Source organism: Pseudomonas sp. WMBT8 (assembly GCF_050916005.1).
Taxonomy (GTDB): Bacteria; Pseudomonadota; Gammaproteobacteria; order Pseudomonadales; family Pseudomonadaceae; genus Aquipseudomonas.
This window is the reverse complement of sequence record NZ_CP188096.1, coordinates 1294108-1307938: the sequence shown is the minus strand read 5'-3', so window position 1 is coordinate 1307938 and position 13831 is coordinate 1294108. Positions and strand designations below refer to the sequence as shown.

General features: G+C 61.8%; 14 protein-coding genes. 12 read left to right on the top strand and 2 right to left on the bottom strand.

Annotated elements, in window-relative coordinates; genetic code table 11:
- The first annotated feature begins 40 nt into the window (after positions 1-40).
- The 6 genes from ACO77H_RS05700 (at position 41) to ACO77H_RS05675 (ending at position 3915) form a co-directional block, all read left to right on the top strand.
- Positions 41-382, top strand: a complete 342-nt coding sequence (locus ACO77H_RS05700) for a type II toxin-antitoxin system RelE/ParE family toxin (RefSeq protein ID WP_169955732.1) — start codon at positions 41-43, stop codon at positions 380-382.
- A 10-nt stretch (positions 383-392) separates the two neighbouring features.
- Positions 393-695, top strand: a complete 303-nt coding sequence (locus tag ACO77H_RS05695) for an XRE family transcriptional regulator (protein ID WP_432755141.1) — start codon at positions 393-395, stop codon at positions 693-695.
- 104 nt (positions 696-799) lie between these two features.
- Positions 800-1162: an ArsC family reductase gene (locus ACO77H_RS05690; protein WP_169955731.1), complete on the top strand. Its 363-nt coding sequence runs from the start codon at positions 800-802 to the stop codon at positions 1160-1162.
- 32 nt (positions 1163-1194) lie between these two features.
- Positions 1195-2229, top strand: coding sequence for a 2,3,4,5-tetrahydropyridine-2,6-dicarboxylate N-succinyltransferase (gene dapD / locus ACO77H_RS05685; protein ID WP_169955730.1), 1035 nt, complete (start codon positions 1195-1197; stop codon positions 2227-2229).
- 70 nt (positions 2230-2299) lie between these two features.
- Positions 2300-3505: an aminotransferase class V-fold PLP-dependent enzyme gene (locus tag ACO77H_RS05680; protein WP_169955729.1), complete on the top strand. Its 1206-nt coding sequence runs from the start codon at positions 2300-2302 to the stop codon at positions 3503-3505.
- The gene (locus ACO77H_RS05675) at positions 3502-3915 is read left to right on the top strand and encodes a SufE family protein (protein ID WP_169955728.1); all 414 of its coding nucleotides are present in this window, start codon (positions 3502-3504) and stop codon (positions 3913-3915) included. Before ACO77H_RS05680 ends, ACO77H_RS05675 begins: the two co-directional genes overlap by 4 nt.
- Before the next feature lie 118 nt (positions 3916-4033).
- On the opposite strand, the gene tcdA is transcribed toward ACO77H_RS05675, so the two are convergent.
- The gene (gene tcdA / locus ACO77H_RS05670) at positions 4034-4843 is read right to left on the bottom strand and encodes a tRNA cyclic N6-threonylcarbamoyladenosine(37) synthase TcdA (protein WP_065938764.1); all 810 of its coding nucleotides are present in this window, start codon (positions 4841-4843) and stop codon (positions 4034-4036) included.
- A gap of 208 nt (positions 4844-5051) precedes the next feature.
- Here tcdA and ACO77H_RS05665 point away from each other — a divergent pair, with 208 nt between their 5' ends.
- From ACO77H_RS05665 to ACO77H_RS05650, 4 genes are all read left to right on the top strand, one after another.
- Positions 5052-7643, top strand: coding sequence for a glycosyltransferase (locus ACO77H_RS05665; RefSeq protein ID WP_169955726.1), 2592 nt, complete (start codon positions 5052-5054; stop codon positions 7641-7643).
- A 242-nt stretch (positions 7644-7885) separates the two neighbouring features.
- The gene (gene dapE, locus ACO77H_RS05660) at positions 7886-9037 is read left to right on the top strand and encodes a succinyl-diaminopimelate desuccinylase (protein ID WP_432755140.1); all 1152 of its coding nucleotides are present in this window, start codon (positions 7886-7888) and stop codon (positions 9035-9037) included.
- Positions 9037-9846: a putative RNA methyltransferase gene (locus ACO77H_RS05655; RefSeq protein ID WP_432755139.1), complete on the top strand. Its 810-nt coding sequence runs from the start codon at positions 9037-9039 to the stop codon at positions 9844-9846. The genes dapE and ACO77H_RS05655 overlap by 1 nt, the downstream gene beginning before the upstream one ends.
- Positions 9847-9919: 73 nt before the next feature.
- On the top strand, positions 9920-10297 hold the full coding sequence (locus ACO77H_RS05650) for a hypothetical protein (RefSeq protein ID WP_029300131.1): 378 nt from the start codon (positions 9920-9922) through the stop codon (positions 10295-10297).
- A 178-nt stretch (positions 10298-10475) separates the two neighbouring features.
- On the opposite strand, the gene ACO77H_RS05645 is transcribed toward ACO77H_RS05650, so the two are convergent.
- The gene (locus ACO77H_RS05645) at positions 10476-10685 is read right to left on the bottom strand and encodes a cold-shock protein (protein WP_003189131.1); all 210 of its coding nucleotides are present in this window, start codon (positions 10683-10685) and stop codon (positions 10476-10478) included.
- Positions 10686-10864: 179 nt separating this feature from the next.
- On the opposite strand from ACO77H_RS05645, the gene plsB reads away from it, so the two are divergent.
- Together plsB and ACO77H_RS05635 are read left to right on the top strand one after the other, a co-directional pair.
- A complete protein-coding gene (plsB, locus tag ACO77H_RS05640) occupies positions 10865-13369 on the top strand; it encodes a glycerol-3-phosphate 1-O-acyltransferase PlsB (RefSeq protein ID WP_169955723.1) in 2505 nt (834 codons plus the stop codon).
- 51 nt (positions 13370-13420) lie between these two features.
- The gene (locus ACO77H_RS05635) at positions 13421-13822 is read left to right on the top strand and encodes a YbaY family lipoprotein (RefSeq protein WP_169955722.1); all 402 of its coding nucleotides are present in this window, start codon (positions 13421-13423) and stop codon (positions 13820-13822) included.
- The last annotated feature ends 9 nt before the right edge of the window (positions 13823-13831 follow it).

Genomic DNA, 13831 nt, shown 5'->3' with positions numbered 1-13831 from the left:
ACACATTGAAAAATGCACCATTTTAGGTACACTCCAGCACATGAGTAAAAACTCACTCACTTTACATGTGAGCTTTTTTCGCACTGACGCAGGTAACGAGCCGGTACGTGAATGGCTGATAGATCTGCCCCGTGAACACCGGCGAATCATTGGGATAGAAATAAAAACCGTGCAACTGGGATGGCCAATCGGCATGCCCGTAGTGCGAAAGCTCGATTCAGGGCTATGGGAGGTCAGGGTTGAACTGGAGGGCACCATCGCCCGCATTATCTTCACGGTGATCGGCAGCAACATGGTGCTACTCCACGGTTTCATCAAGAAAAGCCAAAAGACACCGGCGTACGACATGGCAACCGCCAAGCAGCGTAAGGCAAGGTTATGAGGTACCACACATGAACAAGCATATCGGTTCTGACTTCGATGATTTCCTCGTCGAGCAAGGGCTCGGCGAGGAAGTCTGCGCGGCGGCCCTCAAGCGTGTCATCGCCTGGCAGATCGCGCAGGCGATGAAGCACCAACGAGTCAGCAAAAAAGCGCTGGCAGAGCGGATGCACACCAGCAGAACCGCCGTGGACCGTGCCCTTGATCAAAATGACTCGGGTATGACCCTCGCCACTTTGGCCAGCGCTGCCAGGGCCCTGGGCCAACGCGTGGAAATCCGCCTGGTTCCAGAGGATCAAGCAGCCCACGCATGACCTGCCCACCTTTGGACCAGGTAGCCTGCGCGCAGTGGCTCTACGTGGCATAATCCTTGGCTGAATTTTTGCGACCCTATTGGGGAGATTTTTAGGAATGAAATATGCCCAATAAAAACAATCAGTTACAGATTTTCGGCATCAAAGCCTGCGACACCATGAAAAAGGCTCGTACCTGGCTCGATGAAAATGCCATCAGCTATGAGTTTCATGACTACAAGACGGCCGGTATCGACCGCGAACACTTGACCCAATGGTGCAACGAGCACGGTTGGCAGGTGGTTTTGAACCGTGCAGGCACGACCTTTCGCAAACTCGAAGACGAACGCAAAGCCGATCTCGACCAAGCGAAAGCCATTGAACTGATGCTCGCACAACCCTCGATGATCAAGCGTCCAGTGCTCGATCTCGGTGACAGAACCCTGATTGGCTTCAAGCCAGAAAGTTATTCGGCGGCCCTCAAGTAGGCCAGCCACTTCATTTTTGTAGAGGTAACAGCATGTCCAATTCCCTGTTCAGCCTGGGCTTCGGCGTCGGCACCCAGAACCGCCAAGGTGCTTGGCTGGAAGTGTTTTACGCGCAGCCATTGCTCAACCCTTCGGCCGAAATCGTCGCCGCCATCGCGCCGATCCTTGGCTACACCGAAGGCAACCGGGCGATCACCTTCACCATTGCCCAAGCCTCGCAACTGGCTGACGCACTGAAAAATGTAGATGCCACCCAGGCCGCCCTGCTGACCCGCCTGGCCGAAAGCCACAAGCCGCTGGTCGCCACGCTGTTGGCTGAAGACGCCGCACTGACCTCCACGCCAGAGGCCTACCTCAAGTTGCACCTGCTGTCCCATCGCCTGGTCAAGCCCCATGGCCTGAGCCTGGCCGGTGTGTTCCCGCAATTGCCGAACGTAGCCTGGACCAGCCAGGGTGCGATCGACATTGGCGAACTGGCCGAACGCCAGCTGGAAGCACGCCTGCGTGGCGAGTTGCTGGAAGTGTTCTCGGTGGACAAGTTCCCGAAAATGACCGACTACGTGGTCCCGGCCGGTGTGCGGATCGCCGATGCCGCGCGTCTGCGCCTGGGCGCCTATGTGGGCGAAGGCACCACCGTGATGCATGAAGGCTTCATCAACTTCAACGCAGGCACCGAAGGCCCGGGCATGATCGAAGGCCGTGTATCGGCTGGCGTATTCGTCGGCAAGGGTTCGGACCTGGGCGGCGGTTGCTCCACCATGGGCACCCTGTCGGGCGGCGGCAACATCGTGATCAAGGTCGGCGAGGGCTGTCTGATCGGCGCCAACGCCGGTATCGGTATCCCATTGGGCGACCGCAACACCGTGGAATCAGGCCTGTACGTGACTGCTGGCACTAAAGTGGCGCTGCTCGATGAGCAGAACCAACTGGTCAAGGTGGTCAAGGCCCGTGAATTGGCTGGCCAGCCGGACCTGCTGTTCCGCCGTAACTCCGAGACCGGTGCCGTGGAGTGCAAAACCCACAAGTCGGCCATCGAACTGAACGCAGCGCTGCACGCTCACAACTAAGCAGCGACTCGATGCCACCGGAGCCGGCCGTGCCTTGCAGCACGGCCGGTTCATATGAGTCTTCAATCCCATGCTTGTGCCCTCGCCCTGGCGCGCCGATTTCCCGGCCATCGCTACCTTGCAACGGCAAGACCAGACCTACCTGGACAACGCCGCCACCACGCAAAAACCTCAAGCCCTGTTGGACGCCCTTAGCCATTACTACGCCAATGGCGCAGCCAATGTGCACCGAGCCCAGCATTTGCCGGGCGCCCATGCGACCCAGGCGTTCGAGGACAGTCGCAGCAAAGTGGCGCAATGGCTCAACGCAGGTGACAGCGGGCAGATCATCTTTACCCACGGCGCGACGTCTGCGCTGAACCTCCTGGCCTATGGCCTTGAGCACCTCTTCAATCCGGGCGATGAAATTGTCATCAGCGCCCTGGAACATCACGCCAACCTGTTGCCCTGGCAGCAGTTGGCCAAACGCCGTGGGCTCACGCTGGTGGTGCTGCCCCTCGACGACGAGGGCTTGATCGACCTGCAAGCCGCCGCCGCGCTGATCGGGCCTCGCACCCGGCTACTGGCGGTGAGCCAGCTGTCCAACGTGCTGGGCGCCTGGCAGCCCCTCGCAAAGTTGCTGGCACTGGCCCAGGCCCACGACGCCTTGACCGTGGTGGACGGCGCCCAGGGTATCGTCCACGGGCGCCATGACGTGCAGGCCCTGGGCTGTGACTTCTATGTGTTTTCCAGCCACAAGCTCTACGGCCCGGACGGCGTCGGCGTGCTTTATGGCCGCACCGAAGCCCTGCATCGGCTGCGCCACTGGCAGTTTGGCGGCGAGATGGTGCAACAGGCCGACTACCACAGCGCCAGCTTCCGCCCCGCGCCCCTGGGTTTCGAAGCGGGCACGCCGCCGATTGCCGGGGTGATTGGCCTGGGGGCGACCCTGGATTACCTCAACTCCCTGGATCAACAGGCGGTGCTCGCCCACGAAGCGGCGCTGCATGACTACCTGTTGCGCGGCTTGCAGGCGCGCAATGGCGTGCGCCTGCTGGGCGCGCCGCAGGTGGCCCTGGCCAGCTTTGTGGTGGACGGCGTACACAACGCCGACCTCGCCCACCTGCTGACCGAGCAGGGCATCGCGGTCCGCGCCGGCCATCACTGTGCAATGCCCCTGCTCAAGAGCCTGCATTTATCTGGGGCGATCCGGGTTTCTTTGGCGCTGTACAACGACTCCGATGACCTGGAGCGCTTTTTTGAAGCGCTGGACCAGGCACTGGACATGCTGCGATGAGCCTGCCAGTGGATGCGCAGGCCGCACTGCTGGCCTTTCAGGCGGTCGGCAGTTGGGAGCAACGCGCCCGCCTGCTGATGCAATGGGGCGAGCGGCTGCCGGCGTTGGCGGATGAAGGCAAGGTCGACGCCAACCTGGTGCAGGGCTGTGAAAGCCTGGTGTGGCTGGTAGGGCGACTGCAGGACGGCCATTGGCAGTTTGCCGCCAGCAGCGATGCGCGCATGATTCGTGGGCTGGTGGCCTTGTTGCTGGCGCGAGTCAATGGGCTCTCGGCGGCCGAGTTACAGGCAGTCGACTTGCCTGACTGGTTCAACCAACTGGGGCTCTCCCGCCAGCTGTCGCCGTCGCGCAGCAATGGCCTGAATGCAGTTTTGCAGCGCATGCGCGACTTGAGCCATACGCAAAACTAACTGTGGGAGCGGGCTTGCTCGCGATTGCGGTGGGTCAGCCAATCGATGTACCGACTGATCTGCCGCTATCGCGAGCAAGCCCGCTCCCACATTTTTGATTGATGCAGGGCAGTGATATTTATGCAGGCTTGACCCGCTCCGAAGGCCTGCGCACTCCGGCCACGATCTTGTCCACCGCCTTGGTCGCCGCCACCATGCCAAAGGTCGCCGTCACCATCATCACTGCGCCAAACCCACCCGCGCAGTCCAGCTTCACGCCATCGCCCACAAAACTCTTCTGCAAACAGATGCTGCCGTCGGGCTTGGGATAACGCAGCTGTTCGGTGGAAAACACGCAGGGCACGCTGTAGTGACGGGTCACGGTGCGCGAGAAGCCGTAGTCGCGGCGCAAGGTGGAGCGCACTTTCGAGGCCAGTGGATCGTTGAACGTGCGGTTCAGGTCGCACACCTGGATCAGCGTCGGGTCAATCTGCCCGCCAGCGCCACCGGTGGTGATGATCTGGATCTTGCGGCGCTTGCACCAGGCGATCAGCGCTGCCTTGGCGTTGACCGCGTCGATGCAGTCGATCACGCAGTCGATAGTCGGCGTGATGTACTCGGCCATGGTGTCGCGGGTCACGAAATCCGCCACCGCGTGCACGGTGCAATCGGGGTTGATCGCGCGCAGGCGCTCAGCCATCACCTCGACCTTGGGCTTGCCCACGGTGCTGTCCAGGGCGTGCAACTGGCGATTGCTGTTGCTGACGCACACGTCGTCCAGGTCAAACAGCGAAATCTCGCCCACCCCGCAACGGGCCATGGCTTCTGCCGCCCACGAGCCAACACCGCCCACGCCGACGATGGCCACATGGGCCGCTTTCAAGCGTTCCAGACCTTCAATGCCATATAGGCGGGCGACACCGGCAAACCGTGGATCTTCTGTGCTCATGACCATTACCCCAAAAACCGGCGCGCATTATAGGGCTACGCAGCGATAAGTTCTAAGCTACAAGCTATAAGTAAAGAACTTACCAGCGCTTTCGCTGCCCAATGCCCGGTTTTTCCTGGCTTGCTGTACGCTCAGGGAAGGGCCGGTGTAGGATGCGCGCCGTTCGACACCTCCATTCGTTCCACACCCTTTGGAACCCGAAACAGCTATGTCATCGCGTAAATTTGGACTCAACCTGGTGGTGGTGCTGGCAATTGCCGCGCTGTTCACTGGTTTCTGGGCGCTGATCAACCGCCCGGTCACTACTCCCAACTGGCCCCAGCAGATTTCCGGCTTTTCCTACTCGCCGTTCCAGCAGGGCCAGTACCCGCAGAAAGACCAGTATCCGAGCGATGAGCAGATGCGTCAGGACCTGGCGATCATGAGCAAGCTGACGGACAACATCCGTACCTATTCGGTCGACGGCACCCTGGGGGATATTCCCAAGCTGGCGGAAGAGTTCGGCCTGCGCGTGACCCTGGGGATCTGGATCAGCCCGGACCTGGAGCGCAACGAGCGCGAAATCCAGCGGGCCATCGAGATCGCCAACACCTCGCGCAGCGTAGTGCGCGTGGTGGTCGGCAACGAGGCGATCTTTCGCAAGGAAATCACCCCTGAGGAGCTGATTGTCCTGCTGGACCGGGTGCGCGCTGCCGTCAAAGTGCCGGTGACCACCTCCGAGCAGTGGCACATCTGGGAGCACAACCCGCAGTTGGGCAAGCATGTCGACCTGATCGCCGCGCACGTCCTGCCATACTGGGAACATGTGCCGATGGCCCAGGCCGGGCAATTCGTCCTCGACCGGGCCAAGGATCTGAAGAAGACCTTCCCGAAAAAACCACTGCTGCTGTCGGAAGTGGGCTGGCCGAGCAACGGTCGCATGCGCGGTGGCGCGGACGCCTCCCCGGCCGACCAGGCCATTTACCTGCGTACCCTGGTGAACAAGCTGAACCGCCAGGGCTACAACTACTTCGTGATCGAAGCCTTCGACCAACCCTGGAAAGCCAGTGACGAAGGCTCGGTCGGCGCCTACTGGGGTGTGTTCAACGCCGCGCGCCAGCAGAAATTCAACTTTGAAGGCCCGGTAGTGGCGATCCCGCAGTGGCGAGTACTGGCCATCGGCTCGGTGGTGCTGGCGCTGCTGTCGCTGACCCTGCTGATGATCGACGGCTCGGCCCTGCGCCAGCGTGGCCGCACCTTCCTGACCTTTATCGCGTTCCTGTGCGGGTCGGTGCTGGTATGGATCGGCTACGACTACAGTCAGCAATACAGCACCTGGTTCAGCCTGACGGTGGGTTTCCTGCTGGCACTCGGTGCGCTCGGGGTGTTTATCGTGCTGCTGACCGAGGCCCATGAGCTGGCGGAAGCGGTCTGGACTCACAAGCGCCGGCGCGAATTCCTACCGGTTGAAGGCGATTCGGACTACCGCCCGAAAGTGTCTATCCATGTGCCGTGCTACAACGAGCCACCGGAGATGGTCAAACAGACCCTCGACGCCCTGGCCGCCCTCGATTACCCAGACTACGAAGTCCTGATCATCGACAACAACACCAAGGACCCGGCCGTGTGGGAACCGGTGCGCGACTACTGTGAGACGCTGGGCCCGCGCTTCAAGTTCTTCCACGTCGCGCCCCTGGCCGGTTTCAAGGGCGGCGCGCTGAACTACCTGATCCCGCATACCGCCAAGGATGCCGAAGTGATCGCGGTGATCGATTCGGACTACTGCGTGTCGCCCAACTGGCTCAAGCACATGGTGCCGCACTTCGCCGATCCGAAAATCGCCGTGGTGCAGTCGCCCCAGGATTACCGCGACCAGAACGAAAGCACCTTCAAGAAGCTCTGCTACGCCGAATACAAAGGCTTCTTCCATATTGGCATGGTCACCCGCAACGACCGCGACGCGATCATCCAGCATGGCACCATGACCATGACCCGTCGTTCGGTACTCGAAGAGCTGGGCTGGGCCGACTGGTGCATCTGTGAGGACGCCGAACTGGGCCTACGGGTATTCGAGAAAGGTCTGTCGGCTGCGTACTACCACACCAGCTACGGCAAGGGCCTGATGCCCGATACCTTTATCGACTTCAAGAAACAGCGGTTCCGTTGGGCCTATGGCGCAATCCAGATCATCAAGCGCCACACCGCCAGCCTGTTGCGCGGCAAGGACACCGAACTGACCCGTGGCCAGCGCTACCACTTCCTCGCGGGCTGGTTGCCGTGGGTGGCAGATGGCATGAACATCTTCTTCACCGTCGGCGCCCTGTTGTGGTCGGCGGCGATGATCATTGTGCCGACCCGGGTCGACCCGCCGCTGCTGATCTTCGCAATCCCGCCGTTGGCGCTGTTTGTGTTCAAGGTCGGCAAGATCATCTTCCTCTACCGCCGCGCCGTTGGCGTAAACCTCAAGGATGCGTTCTGCGCGGCCCTGGCTGGGCTGGCGTTGTCCCACACCATCGCCAAAGCGGTGCTGTATGGTTTCTTCACCACCAGTATTCCGTTCTTTCGTACACCGAAAAACGCGGATAACCACGGCTTCTGGGTAGCAATTTCCGAAGCGCGGGAAGAGATGTTCATCATGTTGCTGCTGTGGGGCGCGGCGCTGGGGATCTACCTGGTGCAGGGCCTGCCGAGCAACGACATGCGCTTCTGGGTGGTGATGTTGCTGGTGCAATCGCTGCCGTATGTGGCGGCGCTGATCATGGCGTTCCTGTCGTCACTGCCGAAACCGGCAGCGGTGGCGGAGCCTGCAACCGCTGCGTAAAAACTTGCGCAATGCACTAAACGGCGGCCTCTGGTCGCCGTTTTGCTATAAGATAACGGCCCTTTTGCAGAGCTGGCTCAGGCCATGCTCTATGTGGGAGCGGGCTTGCTCGCGATAGCGGTGAACCAGCCAGTGCACTTGTAACTGACAGACCGCTATCGCGAGCAAGCCCGCTCCCACATTGGATTTGCGCCGCTGTTCAAATTCGTCCTGCGCCCATAACACGCTTTCGGAGCTCCCCCATGACGGCCCACGCCGACCTTTCGCCGACCCTCCAACTCGCTATCGACTTGATCCGCCGCCCGTCGGTGACGCCGATCGACGCCGACTGCCAGAAGCTGATGATGCAGCGCCTGGGCGACGCCGGCTTTGCGCTTGAGCCGATGCGCATCGAAGATGTGGATAACTTCTGGGCCACCCACGGCAAGCATGCAGGCCCGGTACTGTGCTTCGCCGGCCATACCGACGTGGTCCCGACCGGCCCGGTGCAGGCCTGGCAGAATGACCCGTTCGACGCATTGATCGACGAACACGGCATGCTGTGCGGGCGTGGCGCGGCCGACATGAAAGGCAGCCTGGCCGCGATGCTGGTGGCCTCCGAGCGCTTTGTGAAGGACTATCCGGACCACAAGGGTTCGGTCGCCTTCCTGATCACCAGCGACGAAGAAGGCCCGGCGCACCACGGCACCAAGGCCGTGATCGAGCGCCTGGCGGCACGCAAGGAGCGCCTGGACTGGTGCATCGTCGGCGAACCGTCGAGCACCGCCCTGGTGGGCGACGTGGTGAAGAATGGTCGTCGTGGCTCCCTCGGCGCGACCCTGACCGTGCGCGGTGTGCAGGGCCACGTGGCCTACCCGCACCTGGCGAAAAACCCGATCCACCTCGCCGCCCCGGCCCTGGCCGAATTGGCCGCCGAGCATTGGGATGATGGCAACACCTTCTTCCCGCCGACCAGTTTCCAGATTTCCAACCTCAATTCCGGCACCGGCGCCACCAATGTGATCCCCGGTGACCTGACGGCGGTGTTCAACTTCCGCTTCTCCACCGAGTCCACCGTCGAAGGCCTGCAGCAGCGGGTCGCGGCGATTCTCGACAAGCATGGCCTGGACTGGCATGTGGAGTGGGCGTTGTCGGGCCTGCCGTTCCTCACCGAGCCGGGCGCGCTGCTCGATGCGGTGTCTGCCAGCATCAAGGCCATCACCGGCCGCGAGACCCAGGCCTCCACCAGCGGCGGCACGTCCGACGGGCGCTTTATCGCGACCCTCGGCACCCAAGTGGTGGAACTGGGCCCGGTCAACGCGACGATCCATCAGGTCAACGAGCGTATCCTGGCCAGCGACCTCGATGTGTTGACCGAAATCTACTACCAGACCCTGATCAAGTTGCTCGCCTGATGCTCGCCTGCCCCATTTGCAGCGCCCCCCTCAATGAGGTGGACCATGGCGTGGTATGCCCGGCCGGGCACCGGTTCGACCGGGCCCGCCAGGGTTACCTGAACCTGTTGCCGGTGCAGCACAAGAACAGCCGCGATCCGGGCGATAACCTGGCCATGGTGCAAGCGCGCCGCGACTTCCTCAACGCCGGGCACTACGCGCCAGTGGCCAAGCGCCTGGCGGCACTGGCGGCGGAACGCAAACCCCAGCGCTGGCTGGATATTGGCTGCGGCGAAGGCTATTACACCGCACAAATCGCCGATGCCCTGCTGCGCGCTGATGGCTATGCCCTGGATATTTCCAAGGAAGCAGTCAAGCGTGCGTGCAAGCGCAACCCGACGCTGACCTGGCTGATCGCCAGCATGGCCCGGGTGCCGTTGGCCGACGGCAGTTGCCAGTTCCTCGCCAGCGTGTTCAGCCCGCTGGACTGGCAGGAAGCCAAGCGCCTGCTCAGCCCTGGCGGCGGCCTGATGAAGGTTGGCCCGACCAACGGCCACCTGATGGAGCTGCGCGAACGCCTGTACGACGAAGTGCGCGAGTACACCGACGATAAGCACCTGGCACTGGTACCGGACGGCATGAGCCTGCAACACAGCGAAGTGCTGGAGTTCAAGCTCAGCCTGGCCGACCCCAAGGACCGCGCCAATCTGCTGGCGATGACACCCCACGGCTGGCGCGCCAGCGCCGAGCGCCGCGCCCAGGTGATCGAGCAGGCCGAACCGCTGCGGGTCACCGTTTCGATGCGCTACGACTATTTCGTGCTTCAATAACCGACTTTTCCGGGCGTTCGCGCCCACCCTGAATCCGCGAATGGATTTTCGAATCCCGCAACGAGGAACATCCATGCGCCAACCCGATATCGAGATTTACCTCAAGGACGCCGACGTCGACCACAAGGCCATCGCCGCCTGGCTGGGCGCCGCCCTGGGTCCGTGTACCGACTGGGTACAAAAGGGCCAGACCTACAAGTGCAAGGCCGGCAATGTGCCAGTGACCTGGCTGCCCAAGGCCGTGGGCAAGTGGAACAGCCTGTACCTGGAAAGCGACCAGACCCCGTGGGAAGACGACATCGCCTGCGCCCGTGCGGCGTTTGCCGCGCTGAACGTTGAAGTGCGCTGCGCGCCGGGAACGTGGGTCGAGGAAGAGGGCGAAGAAAGCGCCGACACCTGGATTCGGATCAGCACCGATGGTGAAGAACAGATCACCTGGAAAACTGCCTGACCCAACCTGGTCAGTGTGGGGGCTGGTTTGTGTGGGAGCTGGCTTGTGTGGGAGCTGGCTTGCCTGCGATAGCATCACCGTGGTCTGACAGAGAGACCGAGGTGCCTGTATCGCAGGCAAGCCAGCTCCTACACAAGCCAGCTCCCACATGGGTTCAGCGGCGTTGCAGAAATCTGCCTTAAAGACCGACCACATCCTCCGCCTGCAAGCCCTTCTCGCCGGTCACCACGGCGTATTCCACCTGCTGGCCCTCGGCCAGGGAGCGGTGGCCTTCACCACGGATGGCGCGGTAGTGCACAAACACATCCTTGCCGTCTTCCCGCTGGATAAAGCCATAGCCCTTGGCGTCGTTGAACCACTTCACATTGCCGGTTTCGCGCGTTGTCATCTGTTTGCTCCCACTGGTTTTTATTGTTGAGTCAGTCGCATTGAACTGCCGAGTATAAGACAGGCTCAAAAACGATCAACTCAACTTTACTTCGCTGCTTTTTTGCCGATTTTCGGCGAATACGGCACACTACCCGCCCGAGCGCCTGCTCGGTTTTTTCCACTCAAAGCAGCACGCCTATGACCCGCTCCCCGTTCCGCCGTCTGGTATTTGGCACCTTGCGCCGACTGTTGTACCTCTGGGTTCGCTCGGAGACGATCAACCAGTCGTCCCTCACCCTTAACCTGGACCGCAGCCGGCCGGTGTTCTACGTTCTGCAATCACCCTCCCTGACCGAACTGGCCGTGGTGGATGCCGAGTGCACCAAGGCCGGCCTGCCGCGCCCGGTGCTGCCAGTGGCCGTTGGCCCGTTGATGGAGCCGGCGGCGTTCTTCTACCTGACCCCCGACCCGGACTGGCTCGGCCGCCAGGACAAGCGCGGCGCGCCGCCGACCCTGACGCGCCTGGTCAACACCCTGACCGAGCACGCCGAAGAAAACGCGCAGATCATCCCGGTCAGCGTGTTCTGGGGCCAATCGCCGGCCAGCGAGTCGAGCCCGTGGAAACTGCTGTTCGCCGACAGTTGGGCAGTCACCGGGCGCCTGCGCAGGCTGTTGAGCATCCTGATCCTGGGGCGCAAGACCCGGGTGCAATTCTCTGCGCCAATCAACCTGCGTGAATTGATCGAGCACAATAAAGGTCACGAACGTACGGTGCGCATGGCCCAACGGATCCTGCGGGTGCACTTTCGCAACCTGAAGACCGCGGTGATCGGCCCCGACCTGTCCCACCGGCGCAACCTGGTCAAGGGCCTGGTGAACATGCCACTGGTGCGCCAGGCAATCCTCGACGAGGCCGAGCGGGAAAAAATTACCCCGGAAAAAGCCAAGGCCCAGGCCCTGCGCTATGGCAATGAGATCGCCTCGGACTACACCTACACCGCCATCCGCTTCCTCGAAGTGGTGCTGAGCTGGTTCTGGAACAAAATCTACGACGGGATCAAGGTCAACAACATCGAAGGTGTGCAAAAGGTCGCCCAGGGCTACGAAGTGATCTACGTGCCTTGCCACCGCAGCCACATCGACTACCTGCTGCTGTCCTACCTCCTATTCAAGAACGGCCTGACCCCGCCGCACATCGCCGCCGGGATCAACCTCAATATGCCGGTGATCGGCAGCCTGCTGCGCCGGGGCGGGGCGTTTTTCATGCGTCGCACGTTCAAGGGCAACCCGCTGTACACCTCGGTGTTCAACGAATACCTGCACACCCTGTTTACCAAAGGCTTCCCGGTGGAGTACTTCGTCGAGGGCGGCCGCTCACGGACCGGGCGCATGTTGCAGCCCAAGACCGGGATGCTGGCGATTACCCTGCGCAGTTTCCTGCGCTCCTCGCGCATGCCAATCGTGTTTGTGCCGGTGTATATCGGCTACGAGCGGGTGCTGGAAGGTCGCACCTACCTGGGCGAATTGCGCGGGGCGACGAAAAAGAAAGAGTCGATCTTCGATATCTTCAAGGTCATTGGCGCGCTCAAGCAGCGCTTTGGCCAGGTGGCGGTCAACTTCGGCGAGCCGATCAAGCTGGCGGAGTTCCTCGACCACGAGCAACCGGACTGGCGTACCCAGGAGCTGGCGCCCAACTACAAGCCCGCCTGGCTCAACGAGACCACCAACCGCCTCGGCGAGCGCGTGGCCCAGCACCTCAACGAGGCCGCCGCGATCAACCCGGTGAACCTGGTGGCGTTGGCGCTACTGTCCACCAGCCGCCTGGCCCTGGACGACCAGGCCATGGCCCGGGTGCTGGACCTGTACCTGGCGCTGCTGCGCCGGGTGCCCTACTCGCCCCATACCACGTTGCCCGAGGGTGACGGCCAGGCCTTGATCAAGCACGTCAAGGACATGCACCTGCTGTCCGAACAGAGTGATGCCCTGGGCAAGATCCTCTATCTGGACGAGCAAAACGCGGTCCTGATGACCTATTACCGCAACAACGTGCTGCATATCTTCGCCCTGCCGGCGTTGTTGGCCAGCTTCTTCCAGAGCAGTTCGCGCATGAGCCGCGAACAGATCCTGCGCTATACCCGCGCGCTGTATCCGTACCTGCAATCGGAGTTGTTTATCCGCTGGTCCCTGGACGAGCTCGACGCGGTGGTCGACCAGTGGCTCGAAGCCTTGGTAGAACAAGGCCTGCTGCGCTTTGAAAACAACATCTACCTACGCCCGGCGCCCAGCTCGCGCAACTTTGTGCTGCTGACCCTGCTGTCCAAGAGCATTGCCCAGACCCTGCAACGCTTCTACATGGCCATTTCCCTGCTGCTTAACAGCGGCCAGAACAGCATCAGCGCCGAAGAGCTGGAAGACCTGTGCACGGTCATGGCCCAGCGCCTGTCGATCCTGCATGGCCTGAATGCCCCGGAGTTCTTCGACAAGAGCCTTTTCCGACATTTTATTCAGACGTTGCTCGAGCAAGATGTGCTGCGCCGCGATGAAGCCGGCAAGTTGAGCTACCACGACCTGCTCGGCGAATTGGCCGAAGGCGCCGCCAAACGGGTGTTGCCCGCAGAGATTCGCCTGTCGATCCGCCAGGTGGCGCTGCACCGCAACGACGAAGCGCCCGCGCCAGACGTCGAGCCGGACGAAACCCGCTAGATTTACCAGGGCGCCAGGGTGTTTCTGGCGCCGTCGACAAGGAGCTGTACCATGAAAAAGATCATTCTCCTGGGCCTGACCGCCCTGCTGGGAGCCTGCCACTCGATGAATCCTGCGCCCAAAGCCAGCCTTGATGGCGAAGTGTTCTACCTGCAGCGCATCGCCCTGCCACCGGCCGCCACCTTGAGCGTCAGCCTTCTGGACGTGTCCCTGGCCGATGCGCCCGCCGTGACCCTGGCCGAGCAAAAAGGCCCGGTCAACGGCCAGGTGCCGCTGCCCTTCCACCTGAGCTACGACCCGGCCCAGGTCAAGCCTGGCCACAGCTATTCGGTCAGCGCTCGCATCGAGCTGGATGGCAAGCTAATGTTTATTACCACCGAGCGTCATTCGGTGCAGTTGAACGGCCAGGATCCCCAGCCGCTTCGCCTGCGCGTTGATGCCGTTGCCCACTGATCCAGTCGA

What these genes read in the sequence shown, in the direction of transcription:
- ACO77H_RS05700 (WP_169955732.1), top strand. Translation starts at nt 41, where the DNA reads ATGAGTAAAAACTCACTCACTTTACATGTGAGCTTTTTTCGCACTGAC.
- ACO77H_RS05695 (WP_432755141.1), top strand. Translation starts at nt 393, where the DNA reads ATGAACAAGCATATCGGTTCTGACTTCGATGATTTCCTCGTCGAGCAA.
- ACO77H_RS05690 (WP_169955731.1), top strand. Translation starts at nt 800, where the DNA reads ATGCCCAATAAAAACAATCAGTTACAGATTTTCGGCATCAAAGCCTGC.
- dapD (WP_169955730.1), top strand. Translation starts at nt 1,195, where the DNA reads ATGTCCAATTCCCTGTTCAGCCTGGGCTTCGGCGTCGGCACCCAGAAC.
- ACO77H_RS05680 (WP_169955729.1), top strand. Translation starts at nt 2,300, where the DNA reads ATGCTTGTGCCCTCGCCCTGGCGCGCCGATTTCCCGGCCATCGCTACC.
- ACO77H_RS05675 (WP_169955728.1), top strand. Translation starts at nt 3,502, where the DNA reads ATGAGCCTGCCAGTGGATGCGCAGGCCGCACTGCTGGCCTTTCAGGCG.
- tcdA (WP_065938764.1), bottom strand. Translation starts at nt 4,843, where the DNA reads ATGAGCACAGAAGATCCACGGTTTGCCGGTGTCGCCCGCCTATATGGC.
- ACO77H_RS05665 (WP_169955726.1), top strand. Translation starts at nt 5,052, where the DNA reads ATGTCATCGCGTAAATTTGGACTCAACCTGGTGGTGGTGCTGGCAATT.
- dapE (WP_432755140.1), top strand. Translation starts at nt 7,886, where the DNA reads ATGACGGCCCACGCCGACCTTTCGCCGACCCTCCAACTCGCTATCGAC.
- ACO77H_RS05655 (WP_432755139.1), top strand. Translation starts at nt 9,037, where the DNA reads ATGCTCGCCTGCCCCATTTGCAGCGCCCCCCTCAATGAGGTGGACCAT.
- ACO77H_RS05650 (WP_029300131.1), top strand. Translation starts at nt 9,920, where the DNA reads ATGCGCCAACCCGATATCGAGATTTACCTCAAGGACGCCGACGTCGAC.
- ACO77H_RS05645 (WP_003189131.1), bottom strand. Translation starts at nt 10,685, where the DNA reads ATGACAACGCGCGAAACCGGCAATGTGAAGTGGTTCAACGACGCCAAG.
- plsB (WP_169955723.1), top strand. Translation starts at nt 10,865, where the DNA reads ATGACCCGCTCCCCGTTCCGCCGTCTGGTATTTGGCACCTTGCGCCGA.
- ACO77H_RS05635 (WP_169955722.1), top strand. Translation starts at nt 13,421, where the DNA reads ATGAAAAAGATCATTCTCCTGGGCCTGACCGCCCTGCTGGGAGCCTGC.